The organism is Pseudolactococcus insecticola (genome assembly GCF_011170065.1).
Classification (GTDB): domain Bacteria; phylum Bacillota; class Bacilli; order Lactobacillales; family Streptococcaceae; genus Pseudolactococcus; species Pseudolactococcus insecticola.
This window is the reverse complement of sequence record NZ_BLLH01000001.1, coordinates 386,777-405,924: the sequence shown is the minus strand read 5'-3', so window position 1 is coordinate 405,924 and position 19,148 is coordinate 386,777. Positions and strand designations below refer to the sequence as shown.

The following is a 19,148-nucleotide window of genomic DNA, read 5'->3' as shown; positions in this document are numbered from 1 at the left end:
TATTATATGTAAATCACTAAAAAACAACTCTGATTTTGATGGATCAGAGTTGTTTTTTAGTGATTTGTTAACAAATAAGCACGAACTTGACTCATAAAATAAAGTGAGCCTGTCACCAGATAAATTTCATCCGATGCACGTTCTTGTGATAAAAATATCCGCCAATCAGGACACCAAGTGACATCAGAAATCCCTGCAACATCAGTCTGTCTAATTGTTTTTGGATAGTCAAATGTTGTCAGGGAAAGCGCCATATTTGGAATGGTTTTGAGCAGTTCAATCATCTCAGGAAAGTCCTTACGTTGCAAGGCTGAAAAGAGGATATTGACTTTTTTTGATCCATCAAATTCAGTGATTAGCCGCTTGATAGCTGGAATATTGTGGGCGCCATCAAGGATAAAACCGTTTAGCGCTTCCATTCGAGCCGGCCAAAAGGCTTGTTTGAGTCCTGCTGCTACTTTATCATGGTCAGGTACTAGGGCAAGTTTTGGTGCCAAAATATCAAATACTTTAAGGGCAAGTGCTGCATTTTCCTGCTGGTATTGACCATGCAGGCTCAAGTCAAACTTCTCATGACTATCTGGCAACGGTCGAAAAATAGGTGCATTGACAGACTTTGCTTTCGCTTCAATAACTTGAAATGCATCATCAGGCACACCTACTTGATTGCCAACGATGACAGGGACATTTGGTTTGATAATGCCTGCTTTTTCGCCTGAAATCTTTGTTAATGTATCACCTAGGATGTCCTGATGATCCATGCCGATGGTCACAATTGCAGACACTAATGGCGTGATTACGTTTGTTGAGTCGTAAAGGCCTCCTAGACCAACTTCAATCACTGCAATGTCAACTGCTTCTTGCTGAAAATAAAGAAAACCAATCGCTGTGAGAATCTCGAATTCTGTGATATTGACGAGTTCTGAGTCCATATCCATCTCCAAAACTAGCGGTTTGATAATAGCAACTACCCGATCAAGTTCGTCATCTGAAATAAAGCGCCCATTTATCGCAATGCGCTCATTAAAGACTTCGATGTAAGGCGAGGTAAATGTCCCGACCCGCAAGCCATATTGCTGCAGGATATTGGACAGAAAAGTAACGGTTGAGCCCTTGCCGTTTGTCCCTGCGACGTGGACAGTTTTGAGCTTATTTTGTGGATTACCGAGTTGTTTAAGGAGGTAGACAATACGTGTCACTCCTGGCTTGATGCCGAATTTTAGGCGTGAATGAATCCAGTCAATGCTTGTATTACTCACTTTTTTCGATGTCCTCTTTTAACTCATCCAAGTCAAGTTTGGCAAATAAATATTTGCGATCTTGCACTGGAAAACGTTGGTCAAGTTGATCGACCGCACCCACTTCGACGATGCCTTCATTGATGACATAGTCCATGACATGGCCGCCAAATGTGTGGTCGTCAGTGATAAAATGCAGATGATAGCCTGCCACACTCACACCGTGAAACATCTCAGGTGTCCAAATCCCAACAATCGTGCCGCTGACATTTTCCTCTGTATACTCGGGCTGATTATTTGCCACGTCAGCAAACTTCAGCCCTGCTTTGGCTTTGGGAATCATGCGGACGTGCATTTTTGAAAATGTCCCGTGGATTTTGATTGAACGAAAAAGATTAGCGCCATCGTAGTAAGTTTCGATGCGATTTTGTAATTCCTGATCTGTGACTTCAAAACGTTGCTTGAAAATCACCTCTGCTTGGTGAAAAACAACGGCAGCGTAAGGGACTTTGACATCAAGTCCAACTTCTGTAATGGTCTTATCACCCTTAGCCTGATAGGCTTTGCCGTCAAGAATAATCAGCTCGCCGTCAATGGCATCAAGCGTACCAATCCCTAAGTTGCCGTGTTCAAGCAAGTCACCAATTGTCAAACTGCCCTCAAAAAGACCACTCATGAGGGCTGACAATGTATTATATTGAAAAAGTTTCACTGGTTCAGACATAACATACCTATTTCTATATTCACGAAAAACTTGTGAATTGTCCACAAGTTTTTATGCTTATCTCTATTTATTTTACCACTTTTATCAGTAAAATTCATCCGGTAAAATAGTTTCACCGAGTTTGACATTGTCTTTGTAGTCGATAGGGACGTCAATGACGACCGGGCCTGTTGTGGCATCAATCTCTGAGAGAACTTTTGCAAGATCTTCTTTATTGGTCACACGGATACCTTTTGCACCAAACGCTTCGGCATATTTGACAAAATCAACTGGGCCAAAATCAACACCAGATGAACGACCGTATTTCATGACTTCTTGGAACTCGACCATGTTATAATGTCCGTCATTCCAGATGATATGGATCAATGGTAACTTCAAGCGGACAGCCGTTTCAAGCTCTTGCGCTGAAAATAGGAAACCACCGTCACCTGAGATAGAGTAAACTTTTTTGCCCGGGCGTAAAAGTGCTGCTGAAATGCCCCAAGGTAGCGCCACACCAAGTGTTTGCATCCCATTTGAAAAGAGCAAATGACGCGGTTCATAAGACTTGAAGTTACGTGCCATCCAGATATAGTGGCTACCCACGTCAACTGTGACTGTTTCATCATCTTTGACGACTTCTTGGAAAACATCGATAAAGTCAAGCGGATGCACGCGATTTTCCTCAGAATTTCGGTCAAACTCTGAATTTTCGAGAATCTTGCGCAAACCTGCCAGATAGTCTTCACTATCTGCAGGGATTTTGTAGCCACGAACTGCTGGAATCAGATTTTCAAGGGTCTGCGCGATGTCACCAATCAGCTCTCGTTCAGGCTGATAATAGGTGTCAATCTCAGCAAGTGCTGTATCAATCACGATAACTCGACTGTCAATCTCAGCATTCCAGTTACGTGCTTCGTACTCAATCGGATCATAACCTATCGCGATGACAAGATCAGATTTTTTGAGCAACATATCACCAGGTTGGTTACGAAAAAGTCCGACACGGCCAAAGAAATTATGCACAAGATCGCGCGAGATAATACCAGCGCCTTGGAATGTTTCAACGACAGGGATATTCACGTGTGTGAGTAATTCACGGACTGCTTTTGTGACACCTTCTGACGATGCACCACTACCTAGTAAAAGGACTGGCAGAACGGCATTTTTGATGGCTTGTGCCAGATAGTTGATGTCGTCAATTGACGCATTACCAAGTTTTGGTGCGTTCAATGGTTTGATGGCTTTGACAGTGACAGGACTATCCACAACGTCTTGTGGGATCGATATAAAGCTTGCGCCAGCCTTGCCTGATTTTGACAGGCGGTAGGCGTTAGCTACGATTTCAGACAGGGTATTTGCGTCTTGTACTTCTGCTGAATATTTTGTGATAGGCTCCATGAGCGACACGTTATTCATGGACTGGTGGCTGCGTTTGAGAAGATCGCCGCGTTTGACCTGACCGCCAATTGCAAGGATAGGGTCACCTTCAGCAGTTGCTGTGACAAGTCCTGTTGCAAGATTTGACACACCAGGTCCTGATGTCGCAATCACAACACCAGGCTCACCCGTGATACGGCCAATTGCTTGTGCCATAAAGGCAGCATTTTGCTCGTGGCGCGCTACAATCAGCTCCGGCCCTTTATCCTCTAAGGTATCAAAAACCTTGTCAATCTTTGCGCCAGGAATACCAAAGATGTATTTGACATCATGGTTAATCAAGGAATCAACAATCAGATCTGCTCCAAATTTTTCTTTTGTCATGTTTTTATTGCTCCATTTTCAGTTTGATTTCTAAATTCTATTTCACAAACTATATTGTAACAAAAAAGGCGTTAAAACGCCATTAAGAAAGCTCACGAAATAGAGCTTGTGAATTTTCGTCATCAGGGATCAGAGTCAGATATTTACCAAGAACAGTTTTGGCGTCGTCAGAACGGCCTGCTCTGATGAGAATTTGCGTGTAGTCCAACAGAAACTCAGGATTATCCGTCAGAACACTGTGGCTGATCTCATCATAAATCGGTAAGGACTTGGCATCATCATCAAGCTCCTGATAGGCTTTAGCGATATTCCACTGCGCAAGTGAATGCGGCTCGTCAAGCAAGGATTCGAGCTTGGTTACAGCTTCAAAATCATCTTGCTCAAGATAGAGATTACTGAGCAAAAAAACGGTCTCATCGTGCATGTCAGGGAGATCAAGCGCCTGTGTCAGATAAGTTTCACTGGCCGCCAAATCATGCAGCGCATAGGCAATCCGACTGGTCAGATGAATCAAAGGCACGTCTGTCGGATTTTTCGTCAAGCCATCTTTTGCGACTGTATAGGCCGCTTCGAAGTCATTTTCAGAGACCAAGGCTTGCGCATAGGGATAGGCATAACCGTCAAAATCAGGCGCCAAGGCATCCAACTGCTTGAAATAATCAATGGCGCGCGTGAACTCGCCGATTGCGATATTAAGCTGGGCAAGTTCAAACAAGACGTTGTCGTCGTGATCAATCTCAAGTGATTTTTCGAGGAACTTCTCAGCATTTTCAAACTCACCTAGTGATGCATAGGCCGTACCAATCCGCTGGTAAATCGAGATTTTCGTGAGTTCAAGAATCTGACGTTGACTGAGTTTTGCAAACTGCTCGATTGCCTCGTGCCATTTTCCTTGATTATAAAAAAGTTCTGCGATGGCAAAGGTAATCAAGGGCGAATCGCTCAGCTCTGCTGCTTCGTTTAACTTATCAAGCGCGGCTTCCCAAACGCCATCTGCCTGGTAAAGATCTGCGATCATAACAAGCGCTGCCACGTAGTTCGGATCATCTGCCTCGACCTGATAAAGCAGTTCTAACGCACCGTCAAGGTCATCGTCGTCAAACTTCATTTCAGCGAGGTTGAGGATAATGTCGGTGTTTTTGCTGTCAACGTTAGAGATTTTTTCATAGACCTTGCGACTTTCATCGATAAAGCCCATCATTGACAGATATTCTGCCAAATCGGTTAGCAAGTCAAGAGAATCTGTCGCAATCGCCTTGTCAAGCTCAATAGCCATCTCATCAAACTCACCAGCGTGTAGCAGCTCGACTGTTTTTTCAGAATGTGTCATTTTTTCCAATTTTTTTATCTTTCCAAGTAAAATTCAAAACGATCGCCGACGTACTGTGACAAAACGTATTCAAAAGGAGTTTTATCGCTATTTGCAAAGTAGGAAATTTGCGTCAACCCAAGAATCGCAGCATTTGGCTTAATGGCTAGAAATTTTGCGATTTCTTTATTAACAATCTTAGCAGAAATCACTTGCTCACTGCGCCCGATTTTCTTGCCAGCATTTTCCAGCGTATCATAAAAATGGTTGGCGATGTCATTTTTTTGAAAATCTTCAATCAAACGATAGGGAATGCTTGCTACTTCGTAGCAAATCGGCAGATCATCAGCATAGCGAATCCGCTCCATTCGGATGATCTGTGCGCCTTTTTTAAGCTGTAATTTGTCGCATTCGACTTCATTTGCCTTGGTTTTTTGATAGCTAAGGACTTTTGAAGTCGGCGTCTTGCCCAAACTTTTGATAATATCTGTAAAACTTGTGGTACCGCGCATTTTTTCACGGACACGATCGCTCGCAACATAGGTGCCAGAGCCGACATAGCGCGTCAAAATTCCTTCTTCAACGAGGCTTGTCACCGCTTGGCGCAGCGTCATACGTGATACGCCAAACTGCTCAGCCATCACGCGCTCGCTAGGCAGGCGTTGTCCGACTTCATAGACGCCTGTTTCGACCTGATGCTTGATATCATCATGGATTTTGATATAAATAGCTGTCATTTTCGGTCCTCCTGATTGTTTGGAGCTTTCGCGATTTTTTTAAGTGGCGCATCATGGATAAAGGCACTATTAACAAGGGTCGCAACGATAACGCCGACAAAGGTATCAAGCACCCGATTGAGCGCGTAGGCGACATAGTCCGTTTTTGTGATGGTAAGTGCGATGATTAAAAGCGTCGCATTTGCCCCGACTAGCCCAGGATGTAGCTCAAATCCGTCCATGATGACAATGTTTACAAGCACAAAAACTGGGATAAGAATCACTTGAACCGCAAAGTTTTGGTGACTCAGCAAATAGATAAAGTAATAGATAACTGCAAGTAAGCCACCCAAGGCTGAGCCGATAAAACGAGCTTTAGAGGCTTGTAGCGTCGCTGTATAGGAGTCGCGTACAGCAATCACGGCAGAAATACCGGCAATCATGGCTGCAGTTTGCCCCCGATGAAATAAATGCGTCAAAATCAAGATAATAAAAATTGCAAGCGCTGTCTTAATCGTCCGAAGGCCCAGACGAAAACGGCCAAATTGTAAAGACATGTAACCCCTTTCAGTATTGGTGAACTATACCAATTATACCATAATAAAATTCAGTTTGCATTTTATTCTATTTCGTGATATACTTGTTTAGTATTGTGTTTCAACGACTAGGTTTGACGCAAGACACATTTTACTAACATAAGGAGAACAAACATGGCTAACATTAAATCTGCCATCAAACGTGCTGAGCTTAACCTCGTTCAAAATGAACGTAACTCTGCTCAAAAAGCTGCATTGCGTACTTCAATCAAAAAATTTGAAGCTGCCGCGGCTGCCGGCTCTGATGATGCGCAAGCATTGTATGTCGCTGCATCTGCTGCAATCGACAAAGCTCATTCCAAAGGTTTAATCCATAAAAATAAAGCTAACCGTGATAAATCACGTTTGGCTAAAAAATTGGCTAAATAAGCTGATTTTGGATTAAAATTAATGATAAAAACACGATTTTATGGGTATCTTATCCAAGAAATCGTGTTTTTATTATGTTAAAATATAGGAATGGACATCCAACACTATCATGATTTAGCGTTACAAAAACAAAAAGTACACAAGCAATTTTTAGCTAATCTCAAGAAAAAACCACCCAAAAATCTAGATAAACTGACAAAAGAAATCCATGAGGCTGTTTTTGATGAGATTGACTGTACCCAGTGTGCCAATTGCTGCAAGGGCCTAGGACCACTTTTCACCGAAGCTGATATTGAACGTATTGCAAAACGGATGCGTATGAAATTGGCAAATTTTGAGGCTACTTATCTTGAAGTCGATGAGGATGGTGACAAGATTTTTCAGTGCATGCCTTGTCCATTTTTGGGTGCTGATAATCTGTGTGATATTTATGACGTCAGACCTAAAGCCTGCCGTGAATTTCCGCATACTGATCGCAAAAAAATCTATCAGATCAACCATCTGACCATCAAAAATACACTGACTTGTCCTGCTACTTATCTATTTGTTGAAAAATTACGTGAAAGGTTATCCTAGTCAAAAGAAAGGCAATATAAAAATGAAAAATACCTTATTAGTCGTCATTGACATGCAAAATACAATCGTCAAAATGGCTAAAAATGCACAACCACACTCAGGTTCAGACGTCCTAGCTAACAACGAAAAGTTGATTCAGGCAGCAAATGACGCAAATATCCCTGTTGCTATAGTGACGGTCACTAAAAAATACCTGCCCAAAGCCTTACAGGAAAAAATGCTGACGCTTGCGCTTTCACAATCACTTCTGACGACGCCCAATATCTCGTACTATACTAAGTATGAGCCTAGTGCTTGCAGCATTCCTGAGCTACGTGAAGTTATCAAGTCGCAAAAGATTGAGACAGTGATTCTGACGGGACTTGTCACAAATAATGGCGTTTACAAAACCTATCTTGACCTGACTGAACAAACTTCTGTCAAGGTTATTCCTGTTGAAGATGCCATGAGTGCGAGATCTGAAAAATTACACACAGAAGCTATCAATCAGATGGCAAATTTGACGACAACGACTGCGATGATTCAGGAAATAAAAAAGTAAATTGATAAACTAAAAAGCTATGTCTGATAATTCAATCAAACATAGCTTTTTTATACCCAGTTAATTGGTTTATCCCCATTTTTTATGAGTTGATCATTGACCTTGCTAAATGGTTTTGACCCCAAAAAACCTCTCCATGCCCCGAGAGGACTAGGGTGTGATGATGCAAAGATGACATGTTTGGGATTTGTAAGATAAGCCTCGTAGGCTTTCGCATCATTTCCCCATAAGATAAAGATTATCGGGTGGTCTTGTTCATTCAATAATTGAATAACTGGTGTCGTGAGCGCCTCTTGCCAGCCTAGTTTATGATGCGCCCTTCTTTCACCTTCTACGGTGGTTAAGATCGTGTTTAAAAGTAAGATACCTTGCTGCGCCCAGTGTGTCAAATCACCGTGGATTGGCGGCGTGACTTCTAAATCAGTTGATAGTTCTTTATAGATATTAACCAATGATTTTGGCAAGGGTTGAGTTGAAGGAATAGAAAATGACAATCCCATGGCATCATCCTTGTTTGGATAGGGATCCTGACCCAATATCACCACCCGAACGTCGGGTAAATCGGTCAGTTCAAACGCTTTAAACACGTCTTCTTGCGCTGGGACAATTGACTGTGTGGCGTAAGCCCTCTCTACTCGTGCCATCAGCGATGCATACTCTGGTGACGACAGCGTTGATAGAAGCGCATCATGCCAAGCATTCTTTGGAAACGATATGGTCACGATTTCTCCTTATTATTTTTTCTTTTTCTTGCCTTTTTTCATCTTCTTTTGTGCGCGCTTCATGGCGGCATTCATGGCCATTTTGCCAACTTTTCCTTTGACGCCACCACCAAACATGGCACTCATGTCAGGCATTTCGCCGCCTGCGCCACCCATGAGACCAGATAGATCACCCATTTCAGCCATACTTGACGGTAGTTTACTGCCACCTAACATGGCGTTCATATCCCCTTTCATGAGGCCTTGCATCATTTTTTTCGATTCGTTAAACTGTTTGATGAGCTTGTTGACTTCAATGAAGGTGTTTCCAGAACCAGCAGCAATCCGTCTGCGGCGACTAGGTGACAAAATATCAGGATTGGCACGTTCTTCTGGTGTCATAGATAAGACAACTGCACGTTTTCTGGCAATGTCTTTTTCATCGACTTTGACATTTGCCATAGCAGGTACATTTGCCATGCCAGGGATCATTTTCATGATTTCATCAAGCGGTCCCATCGACTGCACTTGGTCCAATTGTTCAATAAAGTCATTAAAGTCAAAGGTGTTTTCTCGCATTTTTTCAGCGATTTTTGCTGACTGCGCTTCGTCAAACTGACTTTGTGCTTTTTCTATCAAAGTCAGCATGTCACCCATGCCCAAAATCCGAGAGCTCATGCGATCAGGATAGAAAACTTCTAAGTCTGTTAGTTTTTCACCTGTCCCAACAAATTTAATCGGTTTGCCTGTGATTTCACGGATTGAAAGCGCCGCACCACCACGCGTATCGCCGTCAAGTTTGGTGATAATCACACCTGTCACATCAAGCGTTTCATCAAATGTCTTCGCAACATCTGCGGCGACCTGTCCTGTCATGGCATCAACAACGAGCAAAATCTCAGTAGGCTGCGCAAGCGACTTGATCTGAACTAGCTCATCCATGAGTTTTTCGTCAATCTCAAGACGCCCAGCCGTATCAATCAACACATAGTCATTGCGTTTTTCAGCAGCTAGCGCAAGCCCATGACGGACGATTTCGACGGGATTAACATCTGTTCCTTCGTCGTAAACAGGCACGTCAACTTGACTTCCCACTGTTTTGAGTTGTTCAATGGCGGCAGGTCGGTAGACGTCGGCTGCAATCAGCAAAGGGCGAGCATTCTCAGTATCTTTAAGACGTTTGGCAAGTTTCCCTGCAAATGTTGTTTTACCTGCCCCTTGAAGCCCAGCCATCATGATAATGGTCGGAATTTTTGGTGATTTGCCAAGTTCTGCCTCACCGCCACCAAGAATAGCAGTGAGTTCTTCATCAACGATTTTGATGACTTGTTGTGCAGGTTGCAGTGCTTCAGAAACTTCTACGCCAATCGCGCGTTCACGAATTTTTCGGATGAATTTTTTAACAACTGGTAAGGCTACATCGGCTTCAAGTAAGGCCAGACGAATTTCTTTTGTGATTTCTAAAACATCATTTTCAGTGATTTTTTTCTTGCCACGTAAGTTTTTGAAGACGCCTTGCAAGCGTTCCGTTAGATTTTCAAATGCCATTTCTAGGTTTCTCCTATTGTTTAGTTTCTAATTTTCTTTTGATGATATGATAATAAATGATTTGGCTCAGCCCAAAACTCAGCCACATCAGCCAGGTTTCAGGCTCGGTATTTTGCATGTTTATCATGCGATAGACAACGGATAAATCCTTTGCAATCTCGATAAAAAGTTCACGCTGCAAGACAATATCATGTGTCAGATAGAGTTGATAGATAAAAAGTAATAGCCAGCCAATCAAATAAGACCAACCGCCACGAATTTTATCAGTTCTGACGCTTGCAAATCTGCCTTGAAATATACCAATCAGAGCACTGAGTACTACTGTCTGAAAAAATAACAGACCGTTAAAATCACCGGATGCATTGCCAGTATTTAAAGCCAAGACTAAAAAAATAATCGGGACGACCAGATAGCGGAACCGCCTGACTTTTTGAAATTCAAAGACGTCACGGATGAATCTGACGATGAGCCAGATCAAAAAAATCGTCCAAAATAGTTCAGTCATTATCTTCTAGCCCTTTTAAAATCTGGATTTTTTCGATGAGAAAGCTGTCATCGACGTAGTTTTTAATCAGCTCATCAAAAATCTCCCCTCGAACGATGAAGTCTGAGTACATGTGAAGTTTCGTTTCATAGCTCTCAAGGACTTTTTCGGTTCGCTTGATATTGTCATAGACAGCTTGACGGGTCACGCCATACTCCTCGGCAATCTCGGCCAATGAATAGTCGTCAGCATAGTAAAGCTCGACATAATTCATCTGTTTTTCAGTCAGCAAGGTCGCATAAAACTCGAAGAGAGCATTCATTCGATTGGTTTTTTCGATTTCCATCTTTCTATTTTACCACAAAACATAGTAGAATGACGGATAAAGAAGATGAAGAAAACGATTAGAAATATTGGTTAATCGGCCGATTTTTGGTATAATTTAACTATGAAAAAAATTTTGGTTGCTGATGACGATCGTGCGATTTTATCACTTTTGTCCTATACTTTTGAGTCAAATGGCTTTGAACTGACTTTAGCTGATAATGGTAGCGATGCACTTGAAATTGCGAAAAAGCAGCGGTTTGACTTGATTTTACTTGATATGATGATGCCTGGTTTGTCAGGGCTTGCCGTGACTGAAAAGCTGCGCGAGGCTGGGGATTATACGCCCATTATCATTCTGACGGCGCGTGATGATGCGGATCTAAAAATCACAGGCATCAACTCTGGCGTTGATGATTATCTGGACAAGACGACGCCTCAGCGTGAGGTTGTGGCGCGGGCAAATGCGCTGATTCGTCGTAGTCAGGTTTACCAAAAATCTGACAGAACATCTGCTGCTTCAGCCGCAAATACGCTTGAGTTTGAGCATCTCAAGATTGACCTCAATCATAAGTCCGCAAGGCTTGACGGAGACGCGTTGTCACTTTCCAAACGAGAATTTAATCTGCTTGTATTTCTAGCAGAAAATCGCCATAAAATCGTCAGCCGTGAAGCGATTCTGACGGAATTTTGGGGCGAAACGCAGGATTATGAAACGCGTGTTGTTGACGTGACGATTAGTAACTTGCGCAAGAAACTGCACAATCAATTTATCAAAACAAAACGGGGATTCGGGTATCAATTCATTGAAGACGAAACTAAAACGACTACTGACTAAAAAATCAAAATTTCGCAACGTCGTGATTTTTACTGGTCTTTATTTTTTGGCAACACTCGTCGTTGTGATTTTGCTAAACAGCCATACGACCACAATCGATACCAACAATCTGACCAGCCGTGCCTATGCGATTTCGGACAGCTTTCAAAAAAATACGGCCACGCAGTTTGATGATTCCATCAAAATATTGCCAAAAAATGACACAAGTACTGCTGTCAAAAATATCAAAAAAGGTGCCAATCTGACGCGCACGATGACGTCAAAAACGCTGACCATTACCATCCCAAGCTATCATAAAGCCGTTCTAACAAACTTCATCCAGGTGACAGGCGAGCGTTCTTCTTCTCTTTTTGAAAATGTTGTCATGGTCATCTTTGCCCTCGCTGTCTATATCATCTGGGCTTTCCAACTCTACACGCGTGACCGTGACAGGCATCGTTTTGAACTTGATACCATTGCCAAAATCAAAAATATTCGCAGAAGTCCGCTGACGCAGAGCTATCTCATCTCTGAAAATGACAATCAAATCACAACTGAGCTGAATCATCTAGGTGAAACCATTCAGCATCAGGCTGAAAGTCAGACGCCTGCTAAGAAAAATCTCTATGAATTTATTGAATTTTTTGAATTTCCGATATTTATCTATGACATTAAAGGTGCGATTCGCAGGAGCAATGCCAGTTTTAAAAATGAATTTTCTGACACGAAAAATCTGGATATTTTCAGTCCTTATAGCGACGTGCTCCAGTTTTTGGTCAACAAAATGCTGAAACCGACGCGGCAAGAACAGACTTTTTATTTTGAGCTGATCAATGCCTACTATACGATTGATGTTCAGCCGTTGCATACGCTTGAGGATCGCATCATGGTCACGATGATTGATGTAACGGCTTATAAGGCGACCATGCGTGCGCACAATGACTTCATCGCAAATATCTCGCATGACCTCAAAACACCGCTTGCGGCAATTGCTGGTTTTGCTGATATTTTGGCAACTGACCAAGATCTACCTGCCGAAAAATCACAAGACTTTGCTGATCATATCGTGAGTGAGACAAAACGCCTGTCAAGCCTTGTCACAGACACCCTTGAGATGACCCGTCAGACTGGAAAAATCAAGAAAACTGAGTTAAATCTCACGCAGCTCACGCAAGATGTCCTGAGCAATTTTGACTTGACAATCGCTAAAAAATCACAAGTTCTGACGACTGATCTAGCAGAAAACCTTATCATCAAGTCAAACGATAAACATTTATATGCCGTTTTGAAAAATTTAGTTGAAAATGCGGTGAATTACACGCCTGAACAGGGCAAGATTTTCGTGTCTCTGATGATGCTAGATGATCATGCAACATTTTCAGTGACTGATAATGGCCCAGGGTTGTCAGAAGTCGAAAAAACTCGGATTTTTGAACGCTTTTATCGCTCTGACAAAACCCGTGATTCTGACGGTACTGGTCTTGGGCTTGCCATTGTCAAGAAAAATCTCAAAGAACTGGGCGGAAAGATTGATGTCGTAAGCATTCTCGGTAAGGGCACAACCTTTACCGTCACGCTTTAAAAGGCGCTAAATCAGCCATAAATTAAATTTACCCCCGTGATAACATTTTAATATCAAAAAACCTCTGATTTGCCTTTATAATAAAGTCAACGGAGGTTTTCTTATGACATCAAAAACAACAACAACTAACTCAATTCCAAAGCCACTTGTCACGACAAATCAGTCTGTGATTGTTGCTACAATCGTGATCAGCGTACTGACTAACTTTTACTGGCTACTGCTTCTGCCGATTCTCGCAGGTTTATCAGGCATTATTTTACAAAAGAATTTCGTGATTTTATTTGCCAAACGCTTTTTGAAGAAAAAGCCATCAGAATATCTGCAGGAAGATAAGGCTGACTTGCGATTTAACCAAGTTATCGCGACTAGCTTTCTAACACTTAGCTTGGTTGCTTGGCTGACAGGTCATGGCATTCTAGCGATTGTCTTTGCTGTCATCGTCTTTACTGCTGCAAGCGTTGCATTATCAGGCTTTTGCGTCGGCTGCTGGATTCGCTTTCAGTTTAACCAATGGAAATATCGTCAAACACTTAAAAAATCGTGAGATCATCACGATTTTTTTATTTCTGCAAATTTAGTTCATGATTGAAAATAGTGCGACTGCCAGTAATCCGCCAACAAGTGGTGCAACAACAGGTACCCAGCTATAAGCCCAGTCGGAATCCCCTTTATTTTTCATTGGCAAGATAAAATGCGCAATCCGTGGCCCTAAATCTCTGGCAGGATTGATAGCATAACCTGTTGAACCACCAAGTGACAGTCCAATGGCTAAAATCAATCCACCGACTGCAAACACGTTAGTTCCAGCCGCAAATTTATTCGCACCAAAGGCAAGTAGACCAAGTACGAGAACAAATGTACCAATCGTTTCACTGATAAAGTTGGCAGGATAGTTACGAATGGCTGGCGCTGTTGCAAATGTACCCAAAATCAAATCCTTGTCCTCAGTCACATCCCAATGTGGCAAGTAAGCCAACCAGACAAGAACGGCCCCTAAAATTGCGCCAAGCATCTGTGCAATGATAAATGGGACGAGTAAACTCGCTTTTAAGCTACCGTTTACCACCATGGCAAGTGTGACTGCAGGATTGAGATGTGCTGGTCCCATAAATCCTGCGATATAAACCGCAATAGTCACAGCAAGCGCCCAGCCAAATGCAATGACGATCCAGCCAGAATTTTGTGCCTTACTTTTTGTCAGATTGACAGCTGCACACACGCCGTCACCTAGTAAAACGAGAATTGTCATCCCGATAAACTCACTGAAAATTTGTGTCATGTCTGAAGTCATGCATACACCTCTGCTTTCAAAGTTTTGAGGTCAGATTCGTCGATAATTTGATTGAGCGTAACTAACTGCGCAGCCGTTTCATCTGTCGTCCAGCCATAGTAGTCCGCCATTGCCATCACAACAGGATGTTTGATGGCGTCTAAGCGATCACGTTGGAAAAGGATATGATTGGTCCGACGCATCAGATAGTCACTCGGCGTCAGTGCCATTTCAGCTGACATGGCATAGTAAAGCATGGCAGATTCTCCAGCTGTCAAATCTGGATAAGCAGGTTTATTTTTCACTAATTCAAATATAAGTCGTGAGTTCATGCCATAAAAATCAGCGATATAAGCCGCTTCTTCTTCTGACAGACCTGCTGCAATACCCAAGGCTGCATTTTCTGCGACTGTTTCAGAGACTTTTGACGGATCAAACTCACCACCTGAAACAGGATATTCTTTAGAATTTACAGCCTTAAAATCCAGTTGATAGTCCTCAGACAAGATTTGTCTGATCAAGTCAAGTGCACCTTCTGCCATTTTACGATAGTCTGTGATTTTACCGCCTGACAACGTGATCAGGTGATCGGCTTCGCGTTCGAGTGAGCTACCTCTTGAAACTTGGGACGGTGATAATTCCTTTTCACCACGCGCATTTTCCAAATGATTGAGTACTTCTTCTACTTCTAAGCGACTTGCTTTTTCATCATGATAGGCTGTGACAACATTTAGCACTTGCTCAAAACTGCTATCGGAAATGCTGCCATTGTCCCCACCGTTATAATCAGAACCTGAGTTCCCCATAAGAAGTGGCCGCAAGCCTGCCCATGAGCTTTCAATATCATCAATCGTCAGATTGGCATCAGGGTAGCGTTTATTGATGACATCTAACAGATAATCAACATCTGCTTGCGTCACATGTGGTTCAGTAAAATCACCCTGATAGTCAGTATCTGTTGTCCCAAAATAGGTTTTGTCTTCACGCGGAATAGCGAAAACCATCCGACCATCGTGTTTTTGCGTGTCAAAGTAAGTTGGCTGAGGCACTGGTAATTTTTTTGCATCAACGACCAAGTGTACACCTTTTGTCGGGCGCATTTGTGGTACCACAGCGCGTGTGAAATTCAGATTACGAATTTTGTCAACCCAGGGTCCGCTTGTATTGATGACAAGTTTTGAGTTAATTTCAAGCGTTTTTCCTGTCAATAAATCACGCGCCTTAACACCTTTGATGTGATTGTCATCGTCATAAAGAAAGCCTGTGACTTTGACCTTGCTAGCTAATAGTGCCCCATCTTCAGCAGATTTTTTGATATTTTCAATCACTAAGCGAGCATCGTTATTTCTAAAATCCAGATAGACGCCAGCGCCAAGTAAACCTGTTTTTTTGATGTAGGGCTCACGCGCAAGCACTTCTTTGGCATCAAGCAGATAGTTGGCGTACTTGGTGCCTGTTACGCCAGCTAGGCTATCATAGAGGTCCATGGCAACCTTGACCGAAAACATGTCAAATGTCGTAGGACCTTCATCGTCATAGATGGGTAGTAACATGGGATCTGGCTTTGGAATATGTGGTGCGATTTGTTGGACGATTGCACGTTCTTTGACGGTATCTGATACTACCTCAACATCAAATGTTTTGAGATAGCGAATGCCACCGTGGACTAACTTTGTTGAGCGCGATGATGTGCCTTCTGCGAAATCCTGCATCTCAAGCAAGCCCGTTTTAATTCCGGCAGCAGCTGCTTGTAGTGCGACACCAGCACCCGTGATACCTCCCCCGATGATCAATAAATCAAGCGATTCTGATGTCATTTTATCAAGCGATGCTTGACGTGTTTTTTTTGAAAAGTCATTCATAATCTTGCCTCCATTTTAATTATTTGAAAAGTCGGGTCGCATTGACCGCTTTTTGCCAGCCTTGATAAAGTTTTTCACGACGTTCTGACGCCATTTTAGCTTCAAACATCTTACCTGCTTCGTAAAATTCACGAATTTCATCTGTATCTTGCCAAAAACCAACAGCAAGTCCAGCTAAGAAAGCAGCACCAAGTGCCGTTGTTTCCGCGTTTTTAGAGCGTTGAATGGGGATATTGAGCAAATCAGACTGAAACTGCATGAGAAATTCATTTGCCGTTGCACCACCATCTACCTTAAGGACAGGAATAGCAATCCCTGTGTCAAGCTGCATGGTATCAATAATATCGCGTACTTGGTATGCAATTGACTGAAGCGTTGCTTTGATTACGTCATTTTTAGTCGTCCCACGTGTCAAGCCAAACATGGCACCACGCGCATCCTGATCCCAATATGGCGCACCCAAACCAACAAAAGCTGGCACAAGATACACTTCATCCTCGTTTTCTGACGCCCGTGCTGCAGCTTCCGACTCACTTGCCTGATCAATCAACTGCAAACCATCACGAATCCACTGAATCGCAGACCCAGCAACAAAAATGCTGCCTTCAAGCGCATAATTCACCTCGCCACTGATACTATATGCAACTGTTGTCAAAAGATTGTGTTCAGAAAATTTGGGCTCATGTCCCGTATTCATGACGATAAATGAACCAGTGCCATAGGTATTTTTGACCATACCAGGCTCAAAGGCCATCTGTCCGAAAAGCGCAGCCTGTTGATCTCCCGCCATACCAGCAATCGGCACTTCACTACCGTAAAAATGAAAGCCCTGCGTCGTACCGTAAATTTCTGAGTTAGAAACAAGTTTTGGCAGCATGCTACGTGGGATTTTGAGCAAGTCTAAAATCTCATCATCCCAATCCAGGGTTTTGAGATTAAACAGCATCGTCCTGCTAGCATTTGAGAGATCCGTGACATGCGCAAGCCCATCTGTCAGCTTCCAAACAAGCCAAGTGTCTATCGTCCCAAATAGTAGCTCACCACGTTCAGCACGTTCTTGTGCGCCATCAACATGGTCTAAAATCCAGCGAATCTTAGTCGCTGAAAAGTAAGCGTCGATGACAAGTCCTGTTTTTCGATGGAACCACTCACTTCGCCCCTCGTCGTTTAGCTTATCGGCGATGCTTGATGATTGGCGAGATTGCCAGACCACTGCGTGATAGATTGGATTTCCAGTTTCTTTTTCCCAAACAATGGTGGTTTCACGCTGATTTGTGATGCCGATGCCGGCAATTTGTGACGGTTTGATTCCTGACTCGATAAAAGATCCCGCAATCACGGATTGAACTGAGTTCCAAATTTCATTTGCATCGTGTTCCACCCAGCCTTCCTGTGGAAAATACTGGGTAAATTCCTTTTGAGAACTTCCGATTTTCAGACCTTGTTTATTGAAAATAATGGCACGTGAACTTGTCGTTCCTTGATCAATTGCCATGATAAATTTTTCTTCTGCCACAATTTCTCCTCCTTATTTTGTAAGCGTTTTCTTTCTACTCTCTAATCATATCACAGCCATGAAAAAATAGCCTATCAAAAATCGGCTATTTTTATCATATTTTTGACAGTTATTTATTTCCTTGCTTCTCACGTTTGATGGCAGAAAGTCTTATCTTGATTTTTTTGATATCATAATCACTGATAAACTCTGATAAGTAATACCTATTTTTTTCAACTGCGATTGGTTTTTCTACCGTTGTCAAAACGAGGTCGTAATATTGGTGCTGCCTATATTTTTCAATCGTCACCTGCGCAATGCCTGAAAGTTGTGCAACTAAAAAATGGTAGAGCGAATCTGAAAGGCTTGTCAGATTTGACAGCTCAATCCCTACAAATACGGTATGGTGCAGAGAAAATTCGGTAGCGATGATGAGATTAGCATAGTTTTGCCAGATAAAAGCCTTAGCACTAGTATTTGCCGCAAGTTCAGGCTCACGTGTAAAAGTCTGAGTCATCAGCCGTGCCAATAAATCAGACGGGGCCGTCGTGAGTTGTGCCTGATAATAGTACGTCAATCGTTCTTGATCAAAAATCGTCAGATTCCCCCGAAAATAAAGCGCCTGCGCATGAATTTGTGCCAAATGATAAGTCAGACCACGCTCATCTTCTATGCTTAAGCGCTGATAACCGTAATCGTTCAAAATCATCTCACGAGTGAAAGTGTCTAGCATAGCCGTGCCAATTTTCTTGCGGCGCGTCAAGTCATAGCTAGAAAAATTTTCCTCACCCAAGATATAAAAACTGACCATAAAACTATATAACATGGCGCCTTCGTATTTGCTAACAGAAGGCGTTAAACGCTGAAAATAGGGCTGTACCACTTGATTCAAAAACAGATACAGTTGGTCAGACTTAAAACGACGTTCTATGTGTTGAGTTAACCTATCATTTTGATGGTTGGCAATAGTGAGTCTGTGGCGTGTGACATAATTCCAGCAGGCTAAACGTTTTTGCGCTGCCTTTGATAATGTCCGTGCAAACTCAGGCTGCAATAACTTAATCAACCCGATAACTTCAGGATCATTAATAGAAAAACGAATATCCATAAAACTCAAAAGTTGATAGTAAAAATAGCGAATCTGTAGCTCATCGCCCACCATCTGACCATTTTTGATAGCAATATTAAAGTCTTCAAGTACTTGATTGAGCTCACGCAATTTTCTAAAAACCGAAGCTTCGCTCGTCGCAAGT

At 42.6% G+C, this 19,148-nt stretch carries 19 protein-coding genes and 1 pseudogene; 6 read left to right on the top strand and 14 right to left on the bottom strand.

What is annotated here, in order from left to right:
* Positions 1-56 precede the first annotated feature (56 nt).
* From Hs20B_RS02075 to Hs20B_RS02050, 6 genes are all read right to left on the bottom strand, one after another.
* Positions 57-1,259, bottom strand: coding sequence for a bifunctional folylpolyglutamate synthase/dihydrofolate synthase (locus tag Hs20B_RS02075; RefSeq protein ID WP_172355070.1), 1,203 nt, complete (start codon positions 1,257-1,259; stop codon positions 57-59).
* Positions 1,252-1,962 (bottom strand): acetolactate decarboxylase, encoded by a 711-nt coding sequence (budA, locus tag Hs20B_RS02070; protein WP_172355068.1) that lies wholly within the window; start codon positions 1,960-1,962, stop codon positions 1,252-1,254. Before budA ends, Hs20B_RS02075 begins: the two co-directional genes overlap by 8 nt.
* An 84-nt stretch (positions 1,963-2,046) precedes the next feature.
* Positions 2,047-3,705 (bottom strand): acetolactate synthase AlsS, encoded by a 1,659-nt coding sequence (gene alsS, locus Hs20B_RS02065; RefSeq protein ID WP_172355066.1) that lies wholly within the window; start codon positions 3,703-3,705, stop codon positions 2,047-2,049.
* Between the two features lie 82 nt (positions 3,706-3,787).
* On the bottom strand, positions 3,788-5,035 hold the full coding sequence (locus Hs20B_RS02060; protein ID WP_172355196.1) for a tetratricopeptide repeat protein: 1,248 nt from the start codon (positions 5,033-5,035) through the stop codon (positions 3,788-3,790).
* Between the two features lie 14 nt (positions 5,036-5,049).
* Entirely contained in the window at positions 5,050-5,751 is a 702-nt protein-coding gene (locus tag Hs20B_RS02055; protein ID WP_172355064.1) for a GntR family transcriptional regulator, read from the bottom strand.
* Entirely contained in the window at positions 5,748-6,287 is a 540-nt protein-coding gene (locus Hs20B_RS02050) for an FUSC family protein (RefSeq protein ID WP_172355062.1), read from the bottom strand. The genes Hs20B_RS02055 and Hs20B_RS02050 overlap by 4 nt, the downstream gene beginning before the upstream one ends.
* Before the next feature lie 153 nt (positions 6,288-6,440).
* Here Hs20B_RS02050 and rpsT point away from each other — a divergent pair, with 153 nt between their 5' ends.
* The 3 genes from rpsT (at position 6,441) to Hs20B_RS02035 (ending at position 7,812) form a co-directional block, all read left to right on the top strand.
* A complete protein-coding gene (gene rpsT, locus Hs20B_RS02045; protein WP_172355060.1) occupies positions 6,441-6,695 on the top strand; it encodes a 30S ribosomal protein S20 in 255 nt (84 codons plus the stop codon).
* Between the two features lie 90 nt (positions 6,696-6,785).
* Positions 6,786-7,271: a YkgJ family cysteine cluster protein gene (locus Hs20B_RS02040; protein ID WP_172355058.1), complete on the top strand. Its 486-nt coding sequence runs from the start codon at positions 6,786-6,788 to the stop codon at positions 7,269-7,271.
* A 22-nt stretch (positions 7,272-7,293) separates the two neighbouring features.
* Positions 7,294-7,812: a cysteine hydrolase family protein gene (locus tag Hs20B_RS02035; RefSeq protein WP_172355056.1), complete on the top strand. Its 519-nt coding sequence runs from the start codon at positions 7,294-7,296 to the stop codon at positions 7,810-7,812.
* A 50-nt stretch (positions 7,813-7,862) separates the two neighbouring features.
* On the opposite strand, the gene Hs20B_RS02030 is transcribed toward Hs20B_RS02035, so the two are convergent.
* From Hs20B_RS02030 to Hs20B_RS02015, 4 genes are read right to left on the bottom strand one after another with little or no spacing between them, the layout of a single operon-like run.
* Positions 7,863-8,534, bottom strand: coding sequence for a uracil-DNA glycosylase (locus Hs20B_RS02030; RefSeq protein ID WP_172355054.1), 672 nt, complete (start codon positions 8,532-8,534; stop codon positions 7,863-7,865).
* A 12-nt stretch (positions 8,535-8,546) separates the two neighbouring features.
* Positions 8,547-10,061, bottom strand: a complete 1,515-nt coding sequence (gene ffh, locus Hs20B_RS02025) for a signal recognition particle protein (RefSeq protein WP_172355052.1) — start codon at positions 10,059-10,061, stop codon at positions 8,547-8,549.
* 13 nt (positions 10,062-10,074) lie between these two features.
* A complete protein-coding gene (locus tag Hs20B_RS02020; RefSeq protein WP_172355050.1) occupies positions 10,075-10,566 on the bottom strand; it encodes a hypothetical protein in 492 nt (163 codons plus the stop codon).
* Positions 10,559-10,891 carry a putative DNA-binding protein gene (locus Hs20B_RS02015; protein ID WP_172355048.1) on the bottom strand — a complete coding sequence of 111 codons (333 nt, stop codon included), beginning with the start codon at positions 10,889-10,891 and terminating at the stop codon, positions 10,559-10,561. Before Hs20B_RS02015 ends, Hs20B_RS02020 begins: the two co-directional genes overlap by 8 nt.
* Before the next feature lie 102 nt (positions 10,892-10,993).
* Here Hs20B_RS02015 and Hs20B_RS02010 point away from each other — a divergent pair, with 102 nt between their 5' ends.
* The 3 genes from Hs20B_RS02010 (at position 10,994) to Hs20B_RS02000 (ending at position 13,812) form a co-directional block, all read left to right on the top strand.
* Entirely contained in the window at positions 10,994-11,707 is a 714-nt protein-coding gene (locus Hs20B_RS02010) for a response regulator transcription factor (protein ID WP_172355046.1), read from the top strand.
* Positions 11,676-13,268, top strand: coding sequence for a sensor histidine kinase (locus Hs20B_RS02005; protein ID WP_228407434.1), 1,593 nt, complete (start codon positions 11,676-11,678; stop codon positions 13,266-13,268). Before Hs20B_RS02010 ends, Hs20B_RS02005 begins: the two co-directional genes overlap by 32 nt.
* A gap of 103 nt (positions 13,269-13,371) precedes the next feature.
* Positions 13,372-13,812 (top strand): DUF4395 domain-containing protein, encoded by a 441-nt coding sequence (locus Hs20B_RS02000; RefSeq protein WP_172355044.1) that lies wholly within the window; start codon positions 13,372-13,374, stop codon positions 13,810-13,812.
* 30 nt (positions 13,813-13,842) lie between these two features.
* Here the strand turns inward: Hs20B_RS02000 and Hs20B_RS01995 are convergent, their stop codons facing one another.
* From Hs20B_RS01995 to Hs20B_RS01980, 4 genes and pseudogenes are all read right to left on the bottom strand, one after another.
* Complete coding sequence (locus tag Hs20B_RS01995; RefSeq protein WP_172355042.1) at positions 13,843-14,559, bottom strand: MIP/aquaporin family protein; 717 nt, start codon at positions 14,557-14,559, stop codon at positions 13,843-13,845.
* The gene (gene glpO, locus Hs20B_RS01990) at positions 14,556-16,400 is read right to left on the bottom strand and encodes a type 1 glycerol-3-phosphate oxidase (RefSeq protein ID WP_172355040.1); all 1,845 of its coding nucleotides are present in this window, start codon (positions 16,398-16,400) and stop codon (positions 14,556-14,558) included. Before glpO ends, Hs20B_RS01995 begins: the two co-directional genes overlap by 4 nt.
* Positions 16,401-16,419: 19 nt before the next feature.
* Complete coding sequence (gene glpK / locus Hs20B_RS01985) at positions 16,420-17,916, bottom strand: glycerol kinase GlpK (protein ID WP_172355038.1); 1,497 nt, start codon at positions 17,914-17,916, stop codon at positions 16,420-16,422.
* Between the two features lie 109 nt (positions 17,917-18,025).
* A pseudogene (locus Hs20B_RS01980) lies at positions 18,026-19,138 on the bottom strand (AcpB/EbpR/MafR family transcriptional regulator); the annotation flags it as partial.
* Positions 19,139-19,148: the final 10 nt, after the last annotated feature.

Bases quoted from the DNA above. Each gene is read 5' to 3' on its own strand.
- glpO (WP_172355040.1), bottom strand. From the start codon at position 16,400: ATGAATGACTTTTCAAAAAAAACACGTCAAGCATCGCTTGATAAAATG.
- Hs20B_RS02050 (WP_172355062.1), bottom strand. From the start codon at position 6,287: ATGTCTTTACAATTTGGCCGTTTTCGTCTGGGCCTTCGGACGATTAAG.
- ffh (WP_172355052.1), bottom strand. From the start codon at position 10,061: ATGGCATTTGAAAATCTAACGGAACGCTTGCAAGGCGTCTTCAAAAAC.
- Hs20B_RS01995 (WP_172355042.1), bottom strand. From the start codon at position 14,559: ATGACTTCAGACATGACACAAATTTTCAGTGAGTTTATCGGGATGACA.
- Hs20B_RS02035 (WP_172355056.1), top strand. From the start codon at position 7,294: ATGAAAAATACCTTATTAGTCGTCATTGACATGCAAAATACAATCGTC.
- Hs20B_RS02010 (WP_172355046.1), top strand. From the start codon at position 10,994: ATGAAAAAAATTTTGGTTGCTGATGACGATCGTGCGATTTTATCACTT.
- Hs20B_RS02055 (WP_172355064.1), bottom strand. From the start codon at position 5,751: ATGACAGCTATTTATATCAAAATCCATGATGATATCAAGCATCAGGTC.
- Hs20B_RS02000 (WP_172355044.1), top strand. From the start codon at position 13,372: ATGACATCAAAAACAACAACAACTAACTCAATTCCAAAGCCACTTGTC.
- Hs20B_RS02020 (WP_172355050.1), bottom strand. From the start codon at position 10,566: ATGACTGAACTATTTTGGACGATTTTTTTGATCTGGCTCATCGTCAGA.
- budA (WP_172355068.1), bottom strand. From the start codon at position 1,962: ATGTCTGAACCAGTGAAACTTTTTCAATATAATACATTGTCAGCCCTC.
- Hs20B_RS02040 (WP_172355058.1), top strand. From the start codon at position 6,786: ATGGACATCCAACACTATCATGATTTAGCGTTACAAAAACAAAAAGTA.
- rpsT (WP_172355060.1), top strand. From the start codon at position 6,441: ATGGCTAACATTAAATCTGCCATCAAACGTGCTGAGCTTAACCTCGTT.
- Hs20B_RS02060 (WP_172355196.1), bottom strand. From the start codon at position 5,035: ATGACACATTCTGAAAAAACAGTCGAGCTGCTACACGCTGGTGAGTTT.
- alsS (WP_172355066.1), bottom strand. From the start codon at position 3,705: ATGACAAAAGAAAAATTTGGAGCAGATCTGATTGTTGATTCCTTGATT.
- Hs20B_RS02015 (WP_172355048.1), bottom strand. From the start codon at position 10,891: ATGGAAATCGAAAAAACCAATCGAATGAATGCTCTCTTCGAGTTTTAT.